Below are 17,474 nucleotides of genomic sequence, written 5' to 3'. Positions count from 1 at the left end.
CGGCGCGGCAAGCCTCCGGTGATGATCCCGACGGCGGGCAGGCCGGGCGAGGTGGCGTTGATGACGGCCCGAAGCGGCCAGCGAGCGGTCGGGCGGTCCGAGCGGGCCGAGCGGGCCGAAGCGCGCGAAAACCTAAATGCCCAGCTTGCCCGCCAGCCGCTGCACATACGCGGCGACTTCTTCAACGGACCTGTCCGGCAGCCCGAAGAGCACCTCCGTCACACCGAGATCGGCCCAACGCGCCAACTTCTCCGCGTCCGGCTTGAAATCGAGCGCCACGATCTGCGGTGCACCATCGCGGCCGGCCGCTGCCCAGGTGTCCTGCAACAACTTCACGGGCGCGTCGATGTCGAAGTCGCGCGGTGTGGTGATCCAGCCGTCGGCGCTGCGCGCGATCCATTTGAAGTTCTTCTCGGTGCCCGCCGCACCCACCAGGACGGGGATGTGTGGCTGAACGGGCTTGGGCCACGCCCAACTCGGTCCGAACTTGACGAACTCGCCGTCATATTCGGCCTCTTCCTGCGTCCACAGCGCCCGCATTGCCTCGAGGTATTCGCGCAGCATGGTGCGACGCCGACCCGGCGGCACATTGTGGTCGGCAAGTTCGTCGGTGTTCCAACCGAATCCGACGCCGAGGCTTACCCGCCCGCCGGACAGATGGTCCAGCGTGGCAATACTTTTGGCCAACGTGATCGGATCGTGCTCCACCGGCAGCGCCACGGCCGTGGACAAGCGGACGCGCGAGGTCACCGCGCACGCCGCGCCGAGGCTCACCCAGGGGTCCAACGTGCGCATATAGCGGTCGTCGGGCAACGACGCGTCACCGGTGGTGGGGTGGGCCGCCTCGCGCTTGATCGGAATGTGCGTGTGTTCTGGCACGTAGAACGTATGAAAGCCGTGCTCGTCGGCGAGTTTGGCGGCAGACGCGGGGGAAATGCCCCGGTCGCTGGTGAACAGAACAAGCCCGTAGTCCATGCCCCAATTTAGAACGTGTTCTACTTTTGCCTGCGGGCGCCCCCCGGGGTGGGCGGCCAACAGCATTTGTTGGGAAACGTGCGCTAGCGTGGTTGATCGAAAGTCGGCGCAGAAGCACCGCAGCACCATGGCGCCACTGCAGCAAGTAAGCGGCACCGGAAGCAACAGGAGGACTTATGACCTACTCGCCCGGTAGCCCCGGCTATCCGCCAGCACAGCAACAACCACCGTCCGGGTCCTACGGTCCCACCGGTACCGCACCCGCTGCCGCGCAGAGCGAGCCCGGCGAAAGCAAGTTGGGGCTGTACCTGACTATCGCGGTCGCGTCGCTGGGCCTGTTGGCCTACTTCTTCAGTTTCGGGCCGATGCTCACCTATAAGTCGGAAGTCAGCGGGCTCGGCAGCGAGATTTCCGCGGACGCTGGATACGCGATTCCCATCGCTGTCCTGGCCGCCTTGCTGGCCGGTGTCAGCTTGCTGCCCAAAGCCAAGAGCTACCTACCGGTCGTCGCGGTGCTTTCGGTGCTCAGTGTGCTCTTGATTATCTACGTGATCTTCAACAAGCCCGATTCGTTCTCGGCCGGGTGGGCACTGTGGATCGTTCTGGTGTGCCTCGTGTTTCAGGCGGTGGCCGCCGTGGGCGCGCTGCTCCTGGACGCTGGCGTTATCACCGCGCCCACGCCGCGTCCCAAGTACGACCCGTTCGGTGGATACGGGCAATACGGCCAGTACGGGCAGTACGGCGGTCAGCCGGGCGGGTACTACGGTCAGCCCAATGCCCAGCAGCCCGCGCAGAACCCTGGCCAGTCCGGTTACGGCTCGCAGTACGGCGGCGGCTACTCGTCCAACCCGTCGTCGGGCGGGTTCGCGTCTCAATCGCCCACCCAGGTGGTGCCACAGTCCCAGCCCCAGTCCCAGCCTCAGCAGGGACAGTCTCAACCTCAGTCTCAGCAGGGACAGTCCACCCACACCCCGCCGACCGGTTTCCCGAGCTTCAGCCCACCGCCCGCGGTCAGCGCCGGCACCGGCTCCCAGGGCGGGTCGGCCCCGGTCAACTACGGCAACCAGGCCGGAGGTCAGCAGCAGTCCTACGGCCAGGGCCAGCAGTCGGCGCCTGGTTCAGCGCCGGTTTAACCGTGCGCTGTCGCGCCTAGTCGGGCCCGTGCGCGAAGAGTGACACGGGTGTCGGAAAGCCGCTGGGACAGGGGCCCCGAAAGACGCCCTGAAAGAGGACCTGGAAGAGGATCCGGAAGCGGGCAAGACCGGACAGCGGGAGCCCGCCAGGCGCGTGACCTGGTCCGGGTCGCGTTCGCACCGGCCGTGGTGGCGCTGGTCGTCATCGCCGCGGTCACGCTCCTGCAGTTGCTGATCGCCAATAGCGACATGACCGGCGCGCTGGGTGCCATAGCCAGCATGTGGCTGGGCGTGCACCAGGTGCCTATCTCGATCGGCGGACGCGAGTTGGGCGTGATGCCGCTGCTGCCGGTGCTGTTGATGGTGTGGGGGACCGCGCGGACTACGGCCCGGGCCACTTCGCCGTACTCGTCGTGGCTGGTTGTGCGCTGGGTCGTCGCCTCGGCGCTGGGCGGACCGTTGCTGATGACGGCGATCGCTCTGGCGGTCATCCACGACGCGTCGTCGGTGCTCACCGAATTGCAGACGCCCAGCGCGCTGCGCGCCTTCACCAGCGTGCTGGTGGTGCACCTGATCGGCGCCGCGATCGGGGTTTGGTCGCGGGTAGGCCGGCGCACCGTGGCGTCTTCGCCGCTGCCGAATTGGTTCGGCGATTCGCTGCGTGCCGCCACCGCCGGGGTCCTGGCCTTGCTGGGACTTTCCGGCATCGTGACCGCGGGATCGCTGGTGGTGCACTGGGCGACCATGCAGGACCTCTACGCGATCACCGAATCCATCTGGGGCCAGTTCAATCTCACCGCGCTGTCGGTGTTGTACACGCCCAACGTGATCGTGGGCGCCTCTGCTGTCGCGGTCGGGTCCAGCGCCCACATCGGTTTCGCGACGTTCAGCTCTTTTACCGTCTTCGGTGGTGATGTGCCGGCGTTACCGATCCTGGCCGCGGCCCCGACCCCACCGTTGGGACCGGTCTGGGTTGCGCTGCTGATCATCGGTGCGTCGTCCGGGGTGGCGGTCGGGCAGCAGTGCGCCCGACGACCGCTGCCGCCTGTTGCGGCCCTGGCCAAATTGCTGGTCGCGGCCGTGCTGGGGGCGTCGGCGATGACGTTGCTCGGCTACGGCGGGAGCGGCAAGTTGGGAAACTTCGGCGACGTCGGCGTCGACCACAGCGCGTTGTTTCTCGGTGTGCTTTTCTGGTTCACCACAGTCGGTGCGCTCACCGTGCTGATGACCGGTGGCGTCCGGTTCCGGCGTCCTGCGCTGCGACGGTCGCGCCCTAAGCCGGCGGAACCCGATCAGGAAGAGCCGGTGCTGGGGCGCTTCGACGACGACGTCATACTCGAGGAGAACGATACCGTCGAGCCCGCCTCCGAAGAACCCGAGCAACCCGAGGCGGACGGTCCAGCCACAGGGGATTCACCCGACAACCCGCCCCACTAGGCTCGCTTCGTGCCCGAACCGCTCCGTGTGCCCCCGAGTGCGCCTTCGCGACTGGTGGTGTTGGCATCCGGCACCGGTTCGCTGTTGAATTCGCTGCTCGAGGCCGCCCAGGGCGACTTCCCGGCGCGGGTCGTGGCAGTCGGCGTCGATCGTGCTTGCCGGGCCACCGAGATCGCTGCCGACGCCGCGATCCCGGTCTTCGCCGCCCGGGTCGGAGATTACGACAGCCGTGAGGCCTGGGATGCCGCGATCACGGCGGCCACCGACGCGCACCACCCAGATCTGGTGGTATCCGCGGGGTTCATGAGAATCCTTGGGCCGCAATTCCTTTCACGGTTCAGCGGACGCACCCTCAACACCCATCCGGCGCTGCTGCCGGCATTTCCCGGCGCGCATGGGGTGCGCGACGCGCTGACCTACGGGGTAAAAGTCACCGGCTGTACTGTGCACCTGGTGGATGCCGGCGTGGACACCGGTCCGATCCTGGCGCAACGGCCCGTCGAGGTATTCGACGGCGACAACGAAGAGACCTTGCATGAACGCATCAAGGTCGTAGAACGACAACTCCTGGTTGATGTGGTGGCCGCGATAGCGACGCGCGGCGTGACGGTATTTGAACGAAAGGCTGTGCTGGGATGAGCGACAAGAAGCCGATCCGGCGGGCGTTGATCAGCGTGTACGACAAGACCGGGTTGGTCGAACTCGCCCAGGGGCTGGCCGCGGCCGGCGTCGAGATCGTCTCGACCGGTTCGACGGCCAAGACCATTGCCGACAAAGCGATTCCGGTAACCCGCGTCGAGGAGCTCACCGGGTTCCCCGAGGTGCTCGACGGCCGCGTCAAGACGCTGCACCCCAAAGTGCACGCCGGGCTGCTGGCCGACCTACGCAAACCAGCGCATGAGGCGGCGCTGGAAGAGCTCGGAGTCAAGGCATTCGAACTCGTCGTGGTCAACCTCTACCCGTTCACCCAGACCGTCGCATCCGGGGCTGGCGTCGACGAGTGCGTCGAGCAGATCGACATCGGTGGGCCGTCGATGGTGCGCGCCGCGGCAAAGAACCACCCCAGCGTCGCCGTCGTCGTCGACCCGCGCGGCTACGACGGTGTGTTGGCGGCGGTGCGCGACGGCGGCTTTACCCTCGCCGAGCGCAAAACGCTGGCGTCGTTGGCTTTTCAGCACACCGCCGAATACGACATCGCCGTCGCCACCTGGATGCAGTCCACGTTGGCCCCCGAAGGGCCGGCGCAGGAATTCCCGCATTTCTTCGCACGCAATTGGCGGCGCGAGGCGACCCTGCGCTACGGCGAGAACCCGCATCAGCAGGCCGCGCTCTACGCCGATCCGGCCGCCTGGCCGGGTCTGGCGCAGGCCGAGCAGTTGCACGGAAAAGAGATGTCCTACAACAACTTCACCGATGCGGACGCGGCGTGGCGGGCCGCCTTCGACCATGAGCAGACCTGTGTGGCGATCATCAAACACGCCAACCCGTGCGGCATCGCGATCTCCGATGTCTCGGTCGCCGACGCCCACCGCAAGGCCCACGACTGCGACCCGCTGAGTGCATTCGGCGGCGTCATCGCGGCCAATACCGAGGTCAGCGTCGAAATGGCGGAGTATGTCAGCACCATCTTCACCGAGGTGATCGTCGCGCCCGCCTATGCGCCGGGTGCCGTGGAAGCGTTGACCCGCAAGAAGAACATCCGGGTGTTGGTGGCGTCGGAACCGCTGGTTGGTGGGCACGAGTTGCGGCCGATCAGCGGCGGACTGCTCATTCAGCAACGCGACCAACTCGATGCCGCCGGTGACAACCCGGCCAACTGGACGCTGGCCACCGGCGAGCCCGCTGATGCGGCCACCCTCACCGATCTCGTCTTCGCCTGGCGCGCGTGCCGGGCGGTCAAGTCGAATGCGATCGTCGTCGTCGCGGGCGGCGCCACGATTGGCGTTGGCATGGGCCAGGTCAATCGTGTCGATGCGGCGCGGCTGGCCGTTGAAAGAGGTAATGCACGCGGTGGCGACCGGGTCAAGGGCGCAGTCGGGGCCTCAGACGCGTTCTTCCCGTTCCCCGACGGACTGGAAACCCTGACCGGCGCCGGGGTCAAGGCGATCGTGCACCCGGGCGGGTCGGTGCGCGACGACGAGGTGACCGCCGCGGCCGCCAAGGCCGGGATCACGCTGTACTTGACCGGCGCCCGCCACTTCGCGCACTAACCAAGCGCCCGCGGCTACGCCGAGAGTGAAACTCACGACGCGAAACGCGAGAAATGCGTCGGGAAGCGCACTCTCGTCGGCGGAAGAAATCGCGGCGTCGTAGCGTGGAGAGGTGACTTCACCGACCAATCTGCCCCGCACCCTCGGCGAGCTGCGCGACTCCGGTCATCGCGAGCGCGGAGTCAAGCAGGAAATCCGCGAGAATCTGCTGACCGCGCTGGCCGACGGTGACGACGTGTGGCCCGGAATTCTCGGTTTCGACGACACCGTGATCCCGCAGTTGGAGCGGGCCTTGATCGCCGGGCACGACTTCGTTCTGCTGGGCGAACGCGGCCAGGGCAAGACCCGATTGCTGCGCGCGCTGACCGGACTGCTCGACGAGTGGACGCCGGTGATCGACGGCTCCGAACTCGGCGAGCACCCCTACACGCCGATCACCCCGGAGTGGATCCGCCGCGCAGCCCAGCTGCAGGACGACCTACCGATCGCCTGGAAGCACCGCAGTGAGCGTTACACCGAGAAGCTGGCGACTCCCGACACCAGCGTCGCCGACCTGGTCGGCGACATCGACCCGATCAAGGTGGCCGAAGGCCGCAGCCTCGGCGATCCCGAGACCATCGCCTACGGCCTGATCCCGCGTGCGCACCGCGGGATCGTCGCGGTGAACGAACTGCCGGACCTCGCCGAGCGCATTCAGGTGTCGATGCTCAACGTGATGGAAGAGCGCGACATCCAGGTCCGCGGCTACACGTTGCGGCTGCCGCTGGACGTACTGGTGGTCGCCAGCGCCAACCCCGAGGACTACACCAACCGCGGCCGCATCATCACCCCGCTCAAGGACCGCTTCGGCGCCGAGATCCGCACCCATTACCCGCTCGAACTCAGCGCAGAGATCGGCGTCATCGCCCAGGAGGCACACCTGAGCGCGCAGGTGCCCGACTATCTGCTGCAGGTGATCGCGCGGTTCGCCCGCTACCTGCGCGAGTCCAGTTCGGTCGACCAGCGTTCCGGGGTGTCGGCGCGGTTCGCCATCGCCGCAGCCGAGACGGTGGCTGCCGCCGCCCGGCACCGTGGCGCAATCCTGGGCGAGACCGACCCGGTGGCTCGGGTGGTCGACCTGGGCACGATCATCGACGTGCTGCGCGGCAAGTTGGAATTCGAGTCCGGCGAAGAGGGCCGCGAACAGGCTGTTTTAGAACATCTGTTGCGGCGCTCGACCGCCGACACCGCCTCCCGCGTGCTGGGCGGCATCGACGTGGGCACTCTGGTATCGGCGGTCGAAGGCGGTTCCGCGGTGACGACGGGCGAGCGGGTGTCGGCCAAGGACGTGCTGGCCGCTGTGCCCGGGCTGCCGGTCGTGGACAAGATCGCGGCGAAGCTGGGCGCCGAATCCGAAGGTGAGCGGGCCGCGGCATTGGAGTTGGCGCTCGAAGCGTTGTATCTGGCGAAGCGGGTGGACAAGGTGTCCGGGGAAGGGCAGACGGTCTATGGCTCGTAGCGGGCACTCATCGCGGTACTCGGCGTATACCGGCGGACCCGATCCGCTGGCTCCGCCGGTGGACCTGCGTGAGGCGCTCGAGGCGATCGGACAGGACGTCATGGCGGGCACCTCGCCGCGGCGCGCACTCTCCGAGCTATTGCGGCGTGGCACCGAAAACATGCGCGGTGCAGATAGATTGGCCGCCGAAGCTAATCGTAAGCGACGAGATTTGTTGCGCCGCAACAACTTAGACGGGACCTTGCAGGAGATCAAAAAGCTCCTGGACGAGGCGGTGCTGGCCGAGCGCAAAGAACTGGCCAGAGCCTTGGACGACGACGCCCGGTTCTCCGAGCTGCAGTTGCAGGCGCTGCCGCAGTCGCCGGCCAAAGCGGTTCAAGAACTCTCCGAATATGACTGGCGCAGTGGCGAAGCCCGGCAGAAGTACGAGCAGATCAAGGATCTGCTTGGCCGCGAAATGCTCGACCAACGCTTCGCCGGCATGAAAGAGGCACTGCAGGGCGCCACCGACGAAGATCGCCAGCGTGTCAACGAGATGTTGAACGATTTGAATGATCTGCTGGACAAGCACGCTAAAGGCCAGGACTCACCGCAGGATTTTCAAGAGTTCATGGACAAGCACGGCGAATTCTTCCCGGAAAATCCGCAAAACATCGAGGAGCTGCTCGATTCGCTGGCTAAGCGCGCCGCGGCCGCGCAACGTTTCCGCAACAGCCTGTCCCAGGAACAGCGTGATGAGCTGGATGCGTTGGCGCAGCAGGCCTTTGGATCACCGTCGTTGATGCAGGCGTTGGGTCGGCTCGACGCGCATCTGCAGGCTGCGCGTCCCGGTGAGGACTGGACCGGCGAGCAACAGTTCTCCGGCGACAATCCGCTCGGTATGGGGGAAGGCACCCAGGCTCTGGCCGACATCGGCGAGCTGGAACAACTGGCCGATCAGCTCTCCCAGGCTTATCCGGGCGCCACCATGGACGACGTCGATCTGGACGCGCTGGCCCGCCAACTCGGCGACGAGGCCGCCGTCGACGCCCGAACACTGGCCGAGCTCGAACGCGCACTGGTCAACCAGGGCTTCCTGGACCGCGGTTCGGACGGCAAGTGGCGGCTGTCTCCGAAGGCCATGCGGCGCCTGGGTGAGACGGCGTTACGCGATGTGGCGCAACAACTTTCCAGCCGACACGGCGAACGGGACCACCGCCGCGCGGGGGCCGCCGGGGAGTTGACCGGTGCAACCCGGCCCTGGCAGTTCGGTGACACCGAGCCGTGGAACATCTCCCGCACGCTGACCAATGCCGTGCTGCGGCAGGCGGGCACGCGCACGCTGGATGGTCCGCTGCGGATCAGTGTCGATGACGTCGAGGTCTCCGAGACCGAAATGCGCACCCAGGCCGCGGTTGCGCTGCTGGTGGACACCTCGTTCTCGATGGTGATGGAGAACCGCTGGCTGCCGATGAAGCGCACCGCGCTGGCGCTGCATCACCTGGTGGCCACCCGGTTCCGCTCAGATGCGTTGCAGATCATCGCTTTTGGACGCTATGCCCGGACCGTTTCCGCGGCGGAGCTGACCGGACTGGAGGGTGTCTACGAGCAGGGCACCAATTTGCATCACGCGCTGGCGCTGGCCGGACGTCATCTGCGCCGGCATCCCAACGCGCAGCCTGTCGTGTTGGTGGTGACCGACGGGGAGCCGACGGCTCACCTGGAGGACTTCGACGGCGACGGCTCCTCGGTGTTTTTCGATTACCCGCCGCACCCGCGAACCATTTCCTTCACCGTGCGAGGTTTCGACGAGATGGCACGGTTGGGCGCACAGATCACGATCTTCCGGCTCGGCAGCGACCCCGGCCTGGCCAACTTCTTGGATAAGATCGCCCGCCGCGTCGAAGGACGCGTCGTGGTGCCCGACCTCGACGGGCTGGGTGCCGCCGTGGTGGGCGACTACCTTAAGTCGCGGCGCCGCAGGTAATTTGGCTCGCGCTCTAGCGGCCCGCCATCCACGGTGTGATCAGGTCGGCGGGAAGTCCGGCCAGCACCACCGCCAGGTTGTAGGCGCTCATCCGGAGTTTCCCGTTGCTTCCCATTCGGGCGTACTCGGAATGCCCGTAGGCTCGCTCGTGCAACTGGCCGTCACCGTACCGGCCGCCGAGCGCATACCCCGTCTCGGTGGACAACGCCGCCATGCCCGGGACGTCCTGTGGTGGGGCACCGAAAGCTTCGAACTCCGGAATCAATTCGGCGACAACGTCGTCGGCGCCGACCATGAAGTAGGCGTGCCCGGGCCACACGCCGAGTTCTGCAGCGTCGGTGAGCTCGGCGCCCGGCGAGCCGTACAGCACGACATCGCTCACCGGGGCGCCCTGTTGCACAGCCAGGCTCGTAGTCAGCGAGCCGTAGGAATGGCCGAACGCCGCGATGTGCTGGTCGGCGACGTTGCTGGCCGCCGCCAAACCACGGTAGAAGCGATTGAGTGATCGAGCGCCGTCACGTGCCTGCCAGTCGTGGACCACGTCCCGCAAACTGTCTGGCGCGTCGTACCCGAGCCACGCGACGGAAGCCACCGCCTCAGGACGGGCGACGCCAGCCTTGCTCCGCAACGCGGCCGCCGCATCACGTTGAAAACCGGCTTGCTGCACCAGTTTCCCGACACTGGCACTGACCCGGCTGTTCAGTCCGCTCGCGGTGACGGCGACTCGTTCGGCGTTGTCGACGTCGCCGACGGCGACGGCCGACAGCACTTTGCTTCGGCTGGTGGTGGTATCGAGTAGCAGCAGAGCGGCTCCCGGGTTTGCGGCCAGGACGTCACGCAGCGCGGTCAGGTCCGCCACATGGCTGGGGTTGGTGTGCCACCCATAGGAGTCGATCCAGCCTTGCTGCAGTCGAGCCAATTCACGTTGCAGCGCAGGCCTGTTGAGTTCGTCGCGGACAGCACCGGGGATGCCGTCGAGGTTGCGCACCGCGTCGGGGAACCACTGTTTGACTCGGTCCTGCTGAGCGGGAGTGAGTGCTCGCCACCAAGCGCTCACCTCTTCGGCAGCGCTGTCGGGTTTCGGTAGTTGCGGCGTTAGCGGCGGCCGATGGCTGAGTTGAGTGTCGACTTGCGCGGCGGACAAGTCCCCAGCGCTGGCGCGGATCGCTGCGGCCAAGTCCTCGTCGGCGCGTTCGGCATCGGCTAGCAACCGCTGCAGGCTTTCGGTCAGCTGGACCGCGGCAACCAGAATGTTTTGTTGTTCCGTACCGGGAAACGAGGACAGATTCGATGGCGGCAATGCGAAACCGGTCTCGTCGTTGATGACCAGCCGGGCCTCGTGTGCGCTATCCCGAATCAGCCTGAGCCGCCACTTGATTGCGGCAACCTCCTCGGCCGATTGTTCGGCGGCGCGTGCCACGGCTTCGCACGCCTCGGCGTGCTCGTCGAGCATGAGGGTGGTCCGTTGGGTTGCCGCGTGTGCCGCCGCGGCGGCGTCACCGCCGAAGGTCCAAAGCCGCATCATCTCGGTAATTGCGGCTGATGCGGTGCGGGTGCCGTCGGCGCGTCGGATCGCGGCGTCGAACACGGTCCGGATGGTCACGGGATCCCAGTGGTCAATGTCGGCCAGGCGCAACGTCATCGCAGGGCGGCCGCGTTGCTCTGGTCCAGCTCGGTGAAGACGGCCGCCGCCACCCGCATGCCGCTCGAATGCTGATCGAAGCGGGCGACATGACCGGCGCTAGCCGACTCCCATAGCGTCAACAACCCCGACAGCGCGTGCGCCGACGAACCAACCCACCCTGCCTGGGCGTCGTCGGCATCGCGGTGACACGACCGCTGCAGCTCGGACAGCGATTGCCCATGGCCGGCCAGCTCGGTGCCGAGGTGGGACAGTACGTCAGGATTCGCCCGCAACTCATCTGCCACCGCGGCAGTCTGGCACCGTACAAATGCGACGGGCCACTCACTTGGAGTGGCCCGTGTGGATAGAAGTGACTCAGGTTCGCGGCTTGCGGGCCTTGCGCTTGATGCCCACGCCACCCCAGAACGAGAATCCCCCGATCTTCACCCTGGGTGCACCCGTTGAGCCTTCGCCTACCACCGTGCGGTCGAAGTTGCCCATCACCCCGTGGCCGTCGATTTCGACGTTGACCTCGGGAGGCAGCAGGATGGTCTGCGCGCCCATGACCGAGTACGCCTTGATTTGGACCTCGGTCGAGGTGAAGTCGGCGTAGCGCAGGTCGATCACTCCGCTACCCCAGAACGTGACGGCGGTCAGCTTCTTGGGCACGTTCCATCGGCCGCGTCGTTGGAACCCGCTCATGATGGCCAGCAGCAACGTGGACGGCGCCGGGTTGCAGTTGCCGCCGCGGCGCGCGCTGACGGCCGTGCCGGGTAGATCGGCCCGCAGTTGGTCGAGTTCCCGGTAAGTGGTCGCGGCGTAGGCCTTGGTTAGCCGGTCTTCGTACTCGTTGAGCTGGAGGCGTCCCTGCTCGGCCGCATAGGCCAGCAACTGGGCAACTTGGATGCGATCGGTGTCCTCAGCGCGCGACAGATCGTCGCGCGTGGCCTTAACATCACGCTGGGCTGGGTTGCTCATCTCACACGCGAGCTTACGACTTCATTTTTTTGCTGCAAGTAGTGTTGGCTAAACTGCAACCTCCGCGCGGCACGCACCCGGTGCTCAGCTCGAAGAAACCCAGCTCGGAGGCCTTTTTTGCAAAAAGGCGAGCATGCCTTCCCGCGCTTCGTCGGATACGAACAGCCGCGCAGACTCCTCGGTGAGCCGCTCGGCGTCGCGGTCGAACCCTTCGAGTACCGCGGCAGTGGTCAGCGCTTTGGACGCCGCCAGCCCCTGCGGTGAGCCGCGCCCGACGTCGGCGACCACCCCAGCCACCGCCGCGTCCATGTCGTCGACGGCCAGGGTGATCAACCCGATTTCGGCGGCTTCGCTGGCGCCGAACGTTTCACCGGTGAGGTAATAGCGCGCCGCTGCCCGCGCCGACAGCTTCGGCAGCAGAGTCAGCGAGATGATCGCGGGCGCGACACCGATCCGCGCCTCGGTCAGGGCAAAGGTGCAGCGCGGGCCGCCGACCACGATGTCGCACGCACCGACCAAGCCGAAACCACCGGCCCGGACGTGCCCATTGATGGCGCCGATCACCGGTCGCGGCGACTCGACGATGGCGCGCAACAGGGACGTCATCTCGTGGGCTCGCGCCACCGCCAGGTCATACGGAGCACCCTCGCCGGCCTCGCTCAAGTCCGCCCCCGCGCAGAACGTGCCGCCGGTGTGCCCGAGCACCACCACCCGCACCGCGGGATCGGCCGCGGCCGCTTGCAATCCCTCATGCAACTGGGTGACCAAGGTGGTCGACAGCGCGTTGCGGTTGTGCGGTGAGTTCAGCGTCAACCGCGCGACAACCCCGTCGCGGGTGTAGTCGACGAGGGTGTCCATCAGTAGCTGCGCGGCAGGCCGAGCGAGGTCTGCGCGACGAAGTTGAGCACCATCTCACGGCTGATCGGCGCGATCCGCGCCAGCCGGGACGCGGTCAGCATGGCGGCGACGCCGTACTCCTTGGTCAACCCGTTGCCGCCCATCGACTGCACGGCCTGGTCGACGGCACGTGTCGAGGCTTCGCCGGCTGCATACTTGGCCATGTTGGCCGCCTGCGCCGCGCCGCCGTCGTCGCCGTTGTCGTAGAGGGTCGCGGCCTTCTGCATCATCAGCTTTGCGAGTTCGACCTCGATGTGGCACTGCGCCAACGGATGCGCCAGTCCCTGGTGCGCCCCGATCGGGGTCGACCACACCTGGCGGGTCTTGACGTAGTCGACGGCCTTGTCGAGTGCGAACCGCCCCATGCCCACGGCACTGGCCGCGCCCATGATGCGTTCGGGGTTCAACCCGGCGAAAAGCTGTGCAATGGCCGCATCCTCGGCACCCACCAGCGCGTCGGCCGGCAATCGCACGTCATCCATGAAGACCTGGAACTGGCGCTCGGGACTGATCAGTTCCATCTCGATCGGTGTGTAGGTGAAGCCCGGCGCATCGGTGGGGACGACGAACAACGCCGGACGCAGCTTGCCGGTCTTCGCCTCTTCGGTGCGCCCCACTACGAGCACCGCCTGTGCCTGGTCGATGCCGGAGATATAAACCTTCTGGCCCTTGAGGATCCAGTCACTGCCGTCGCGACGGGCTGTCGTGGTGATCTTGTGCGAGTTGGATCCCGCGTCGGGTTCGGTGATAGCAAACGCCATGGTCAGGGAGCCGTCGGCAATGGGTGGGACCCAACGCTTCTTCTGCTCTTCGGTGCCGAACTTGCTGATGATGGTCCCGTTGATGGCCGGCGAAACCACCATCAGCAGCAGCGCACTACCCGCTGCCGCCATCTCCTCCATCACCAGTGCGAGCTCGTACATTCCGGCGCCACCACCGCCGTACTCCTCGGGCAGGTTCACTCCGAGAAAGCCCAGTTTTCCTGCTTCAGCCCACAATTCGGTGGTGTGCTCCTGCGCCCGCGCCTTCTCCAGGTAGTACTCGGCACCGTAGTTGGACACCCATTCGCGCACCGCCTTGCGCAGGTCTTGACGGTCCTCGTTTTCGATGAAGCTGGTGTCGGTCATTGCGAATCCCCTTCTGCGTCAGGCGCTTCCACTCTGGCTGTGTCTTGATGGTCGTGACCCGCTGCGCCCGGCTGCGCCGCGCTTGCGATCACTCCCAGCACAGCGCCTACTTCGACCTGTTGTCCTGTCTCGACATTGATTTCCGCTACCACCCCGTCGTTCGGGGCGGTGATGGTGTGCTCCATTTTCATCGCCTCCAGCCAGATCAATGGCTGGCCGGCGGTCACCGTGGCACCGACTTCCGCGCCGATGCGAATCACGTTGCCAGGCATCGGTGCTACCAAAGATCCTTGAGCGACGGTTGAGCCGGGCTCGGGGTAGCGCGGCAGTGCGACCAGATGTACTGGTCCGCGCGCCGAGTCGACGTAGACGTCGTCACCGAAGCGCGCCACAGCGAAGTTGTACGCCACGCCGTCGTCGGCAAGCACCACTTCGCCAGGGGACGCCGAGATCAGTTGCACGGAAGGGTCCTCCGGCAATGCTAAAGCTGTTCTGGTGAAACGGTACTGGACAGTCTGTTCGGTGCCCGAGTCATCGTGGTAGGTCTTGGTCTGGAACCCCGACGGCAGGTTGCGCCAGCCGCTGGGAACCGCGGGCAACGCCGTGGCGGTGACGCGGTTGTGGGCGGCGTCGGCGAGGGCTGCTGCCACAGCCGCAAGTCGCACCGTTGCGGCATCCGCAAGCGGCGCCGACAACTCCGAGAGGCCGTGGGTGTCGAAAAAGGCTGTGTCCGTGGCGCCGTCAAGGAATGCCTGATGACGCAGCACGTGCACCAGCAATTCGCGGTTGGTGCGTAACCCATGTACGTGAGTGCGGGCCAGTGCGTCGGCGAGCACCAGCGCCGCTTGCCGGCGACTGGGCGCCCAGGAGATCACCTTGGCGAGCATCGGGTCGTAATAGATCGACACCACCGAACCGTCGACGATCCCGGAGTCCAGCCTGATCCCGGTCCGGTGCTCCAGCGTGGCGAACTCGGCCCGCACCGAGGGCACGCGAAAGCTGTGTACCGCGCCGGCCTGCGGCTGCCAATCGCGCGCAGGGTCCTCGGCGTAGAGTCGCGCTTCGATCGAATGACCGTGAGCTGCAGGCGGTTCGGCGCCAAGTCGGCCACCGTCGGCGACGTCGAGCTGCAGTTCCACCAGGTCCAGACCCGTGGTTTCCTCGGTGACCGGATGCTCGACTTGAAGCCGGGTGTTCATCTCCAAGAAGAAGAAGTCGCCGTTATGGTCGGCAAGGAATTCCACCGTCCCGGCGCCGGTGTAGCCGATCGCAGCAGCGGCCAGCCGCGCCGCCTCGAACAGCTTGTCGCGCATGCCCGGGATGCGTTCCACCAACGGCGAGGGTGCTTCTTCGATGACCTTCTGATGGCGGCGCTGAATCGAGCATTCGCGTTCCCCAACGGCCCAAACGGTGCCGTGGGTGTCGGCCATGACCTGCACCTCGATGTGGTGCCCGGTCGGCAGGTAGCGTTCGCAGAACACGGTCGGGTCACCGAACGCGGACTGTGCTTCGCGTTGGGCGGCTTCGACTTCGCCTGACAGGGCGGACAATTCGTGCACCACCCGCATGCCGCGGCCCCCGCCGCCAGCGGACGCTTTGACCAGCACCGGCAGCTGCGCCTGCGTGACGGTCGCCGGGTCGAGCTCCTCGAGGACCGGGACGCCGGCGGAAGCCATCATCTTCTTGGACTCGATCTTGGAGCCCATGGCGCGCACCGCATCCACCGGTGGCCCGATCCAGGTAAGTCCGGCAGCTTGCACGGCGGCAGCGAATTCAGCGTTCTCCGAGAGGAATCCGTAGCCGGGATGGACTGCGTCGGCGCCTGAAGCGCGTGCCGCCGCGATGATCGCCTCGGCATTGAGATAGTCATTCGTCCTCGCCAGTCGCACGCGCGCGTCTGCCTCGGCCACGTGTGGCGCGGCCGCATCCGGGTCGGTGTAGACAGCGACGGTGCCCAGACCTAGACGACGGCAGGTAGCGAACACCCGTCGGGCGATCTCGCCGCGGTTGGCGACCAGCACTCGAGTAATCATCGGGCTCACATCCGGAAGACGCCGAAATTCGACGTCCCCTTGATCGGGCCATTGGCGATGGCGGACAGACAAATTCCCAACACGGTGCGTGTATCGCGCGGGTCGATCACGCCGTCGTCGTAGAGCATGCCGGAAAGGACCATGGGTAGCGACTCGGCTTCGATCTGGCCTTCGACGGCGGCCCGCATCGCGGCGTCGGCAGCTTCGTCGACCTGCTGGCCGCGGGCTTCGGCCGCGGCCCGCGCCACGATCGACAGCACGCCCGACAGCTGGGCACCGCCCATTACCGCGGATTTGGAGCTGGGCCAGGCGAACAGGAACCGGGGATCGTAGGCCCGTCCGCACATGCCGTAGTGGCCGGCGCCGTAGGACGCGCCGATCAGCAACGAGATGTGGGGAACGGTCGAATTCGACACGGCGTTGATCATCATCGACCCGTGCTTGATCATGCCGCCCTCTTCGTAGTCCTTGCCCACCATGTAGCCGGTGGTGTTGTGCAGGAACAACAGTGGAGTGTCGGAGCGGTTGGCCAATTGGATGAATTGGGTGGCCTTCTGGGATTCCTCGCTGAACAGCACGCCGCGGGCGTTGGCCAGGATACCGATGGGGTAGCCGTGCAACTGGGCCCAGCCGGTCACTAGCGACGACCCGTAAAGCGGCTTGAACTCGTCGAATTCGGAACCGTCGACGATGCGGGCGACCACCTCGCGCGGGTCGAACGGGATGCGCAGATCCGAGGGCACGATGCCGATGAGTTCCTCGGCGTCGAACAACGGCTCGGTGACCGGCTTGGGCTGCGGGCCCAGCTTCTTCCAGTTCAACCGCGCCACAATGCGACGCCCGATGCGAATCGCGTCGGGTTCGTCGACAGCAAAATAGTCGGCCAAACCCGATATGCGGGCGTGCATTTCGGCCCCGCCGAGTGATTCGTCGTCCGACTCTTCGCCGGTGGCCATCTTTACCAGCGGCGGACCGGCCAGGAACACCTTGGAGCGTTCCTTGATCATCACGACGTGATCGGACATGCCCGGTACGTAGGCCCCGCCCGCGGTGGAATTACCGAATACCAGTGCGATGGTTGGGATTCCGGCCGCCGAGAGCCGCGTCAGGTCGCGGAACATCCGTCCGCCGGGGATGAAGATCTCTTTCTGGGTGGGCAGGTCAGCACCACCGGATTCCACCAGCGATATGACCGGCAACCGGTTCTCGAAGGCGATCTGATTGGCCCGCAGGATCTTCTTCAGTGTCCACGGGTTACTGGTGCCGCCTTTGACGGTCGGGTCGTTGGCGACGATCATGCATTCGACACCCTCGACCACGCCGATTCCGGTGACCGTGCTGGCACCGACCTTGAATGCGCTGCCCCATGCGGCCAGCGGGCTCAGTTCGAGGAACGGGGAGTCGGCGTCGACCAACAACTCGATGCGCTCCCGCGCCGTGAGCTTGCCGCGCGCGTGATGGCGCTCAACGTATTTGGGCCCGCCGCCCTCGACCGCATTGGCAAACTCCGCGGCGATCTCGTCGAGTTTTGTGGTAGCCGCCGCGGCTGCCTCGGCAAAGGTGTCAGCGTTGGGGTCCAATGCCGACTGCAGCACG

The 17,474-nt window shown here is 66.2% G+C and carries 14 protein-coding genes; 6 read left to right on the top strand and 8 right to left on the bottom strand.

The window, feature by feature from the left end; translation table 11 throughout:
- Positions 1–132: 132 nt before the first annotated feature.
- Positions 133–975, bottom strand: a complete 843-nt coding sequence (locus A5634_RS19690; RefSeq protein WP_065145703.1) for an LLM class F420-dependent oxidoreductase — start codon at positions 973–975, stop codon at positions 133–135.
- Between the two features lie 176 nt (positions 976–1,151).
- Between A5634_RS19690 and A5634_RS19685 the strand changes: the two genes are divergently transcribed.
- From A5634_RS19685 to A5634_RS19660, 6 genes are all read left to right on the top strand, one after another.
- Positions 1,152–2,108, top strand: coding sequence for a DUF5336 domain-containing protein (locus A5634_RS19685; RefSeq protein ID WP_065145702.1), 957 nt, complete (start codon positions 1,152–1,154; stop codon positions 2,106–2,108).
- Between the two features lie 48 nt (positions 2,109–2,156).
- Positions 2,157–3,545 (top strand): cell division protein PerM, encoded by a 1,389-nt coding sequence (locus tag A5634_RS19680; RefSeq protein WP_437339991.1) that lies wholly within the window; start codon positions 2,157–2,159, stop codon positions 3,543–3,545.
- 9 nt (positions 3,546–3,554) lie between these two features.
- Positions 3,555–4,184, top strand: a complete 630-nt coding sequence (gene purN, locus A5634_RS19675; RefSeq protein ID WP_065145701.1) for a phosphoribosylglycinamide formyltransferase — start codon at positions 3,555–3,557, stop codon at positions 4,182–4,184.
- On the top strand, positions 4,181–5,755 hold the full coding sequence (gene purH, locus A5634_RS19670; RefSeq protein WP_065145700.1) for a bifunctional phosphoribosylaminoimidazolecarboxamide formyltransferase/IMP cyclohydrolase: 1,575 nt from the start codon (positions 4,181–4,183) through the stop codon (positions 5,753–5,755). Before purN ends, purH begins: the two co-directional genes overlap by 4 nt.
- Positions 5,756–5,867: 112 nt before the next feature.
- Positions 5,868–7,253 carry an ATP-binding protein gene (locus A5634_RS19665; RefSeq protein WP_065145699.1) on the top strand — a complete coding sequence of 462 codons (1,386 nt, stop codon included), beginning with the start codon at positions 5,868–5,870 and terminating at the stop codon, positions 7,251–7,253.
- Positions 7,243–9,219 (top strand): vWA domain-containing protein, encoded by a 1,977-nt coding sequence (locus tag A5634_RS19660; RefSeq protein WP_065145698.1) that lies wholly within the window; start codon positions 7,243–7,245, stop codon positions 9,217–9,219. Before A5634_RS19665 ends, A5634_RS19660 begins: the two co-directional genes overlap by 11 nt.
- A gap of 13 nt (positions 9,220–9,232) precedes the next feature.
- On the opposite strand, the gene A5634_RS27595 is transcribed toward A5634_RS19660, so the two are convergent.
- The 7 genes from A5634_RS27595 to A5634_RS19625 all read right to left on the bottom strand — a co-directional run bounded on the left by A5634_RS27595 (position 9,233) and on the right by A5634_RS19625 (position 17,473).
- Entirely contained in the window at positions 9,233–10,861 is a 1,629-nt protein-coding gene (locus tag A5634_RS27595; protein ID WP_081290545.1) for an alpha/beta hydrolase, read from the bottom strand.
- A complete protein-coding gene (locus A5634_RS19650; protein ID WP_253861767.1) occupies positions 10,858–11,148 on the bottom strand; it encodes a WXG100 family type VII secretion target in 291 nt (96 codons plus the stop codon). Before A5634_RS19650 ends, A5634_RS27595 begins: the two co-directional genes overlap by 4 nt.
- Before the next feature lie 70 nt (positions 11,149–11,218).
- A complete protein-coding gene (locus A5634_RS19645; RefSeq protein WP_065145697.1) occupies positions 11,219–11,821 on the bottom strand; it encodes a DUF1707 SHOCT-like domain-containing protein in 603 nt (200 codons plus the stop codon).
- Between the two features lie 84 nt (positions 11,822–11,905).
- On the bottom strand, positions 11,906–12,679 hold the full coding sequence (locus tag A5634_RS19640) for an enoyl-CoA hydratase family protein (protein WP_065145696.1): 774 nt from the start codon (positions 12,677–12,679) through the stop codon (positions 11,906–11,908).
- Positions 12,679–13,845: an acyl-CoA dehydrogenase family protein gene (locus A5634_RS19635; RefSeq protein ID WP_065145695.1), complete on the bottom strand. Its 1,167-nt coding sequence runs from the start codon at positions 13,843–13,845 to the stop codon at positions 12,679–12,681. Before A5634_RS19635 ends, A5634_RS19640 begins: the two co-directional genes overlap by 1 nt.
- On the bottom strand, positions 13,842–15,878 hold the full coding sequence (locus A5634_RS19630; protein WP_081290544.1) for a biotin carboxylase N-terminal domain-containing protein: 2,037 nt from the start codon (positions 15,876–15,878) through the stop codon (positions 13,842–13,844). The genes A5634_RS19635 and A5634_RS19630 overlap by 4 nt, the downstream gene beginning before the upstream one ends.
- Positions 15,879–15,883: 5 nt before the next feature.
- Positions 15,884–17,473, bottom strand: a complete 1,590-nt coding sequence (locus A5634_RS19625) for an acyl-CoA carboxylase subunit beta (protein WP_155769627.1) — start codon at positions 17,471–17,473, stop codon at positions 15,884–15,886.
- Between the last annotated feature and the right edge of the window lies 1 nt (position 17,474).

This window comes from Mycobacterium asiaticum, from assembly GCF_001673365.1.
GTDB lineage: Bacteria > Actinomycetota > Actinomycetes > Mycobacteriales > Mycobacteriaceae > Mycobacterium > Mycobacterium asiaticum_A.
The sequence above is the reverse complement of the archived record's forward strand: the minus strand, read 5'-3'. Positions and strand labels throughout refer to the sequence as shown.

Coding starts and splice junctions, on each gene's coding strand:
- A5634_RS19690 (WP_065145703.1), bottom strand. CDS start 975: ATGGACTACGGGCTTGTTCTGTTCACCAGCGACCGGGGCATTTCCCCC.
- A5634_RS19685 (WP_065145702.1), top strand. CDS start 1,152: ATGACCTACTCGCCCGGTAGCCCCGGCTATCCGCCAGCACAGCAACAA.
- purH (WP_065145700.1), top strand. CDS start 4,181: ATGAGCGACAAGAAGCCGATCCGGCGGGCGTTGATCAGCGTGTACGAC.
- A5634_RS19660 (WP_065145698.1), top strand. CDS start 7,243: ATGGCTCGTAGCGGGCACTCATCGCGGTACTCGGCGTATACCGGCGGA.
- A5634_RS27595 (WP_081290545.1), bottom strand. CDS start 10,861: ATGACGTTGCGCCTGGCCGACATTGACCACTGGGATCCCGTGACCATC.
- A5634_RS19645 (WP_065145697.1), bottom strand. CDS start 11,821: ATGAGCAACCCAGCCCAGCGTGATGTTAAGGCCACGCGCGACGATCTG.
- A5634_RS19640 (WP_065145696.1), bottom strand. CDS start 12,679: ATGGACACCCTCGTCGACTACACCCGCGACGGGGTTGTCGCGCGGTTG.
- A5634_RS19635 (WP_065145695.1), bottom strand. CDS start 13,845: ATGACCGACACCAGCTTCATCGAAAACGAGGACCGTCAAGACCTGCGC.
- A5634_RS19630 (WP_081290544.1), bottom strand. CDS start 15,878: ATGATTACTCGAGTGCTGGTCGCCAACCGCGGCGAGATCGCCCGACGG.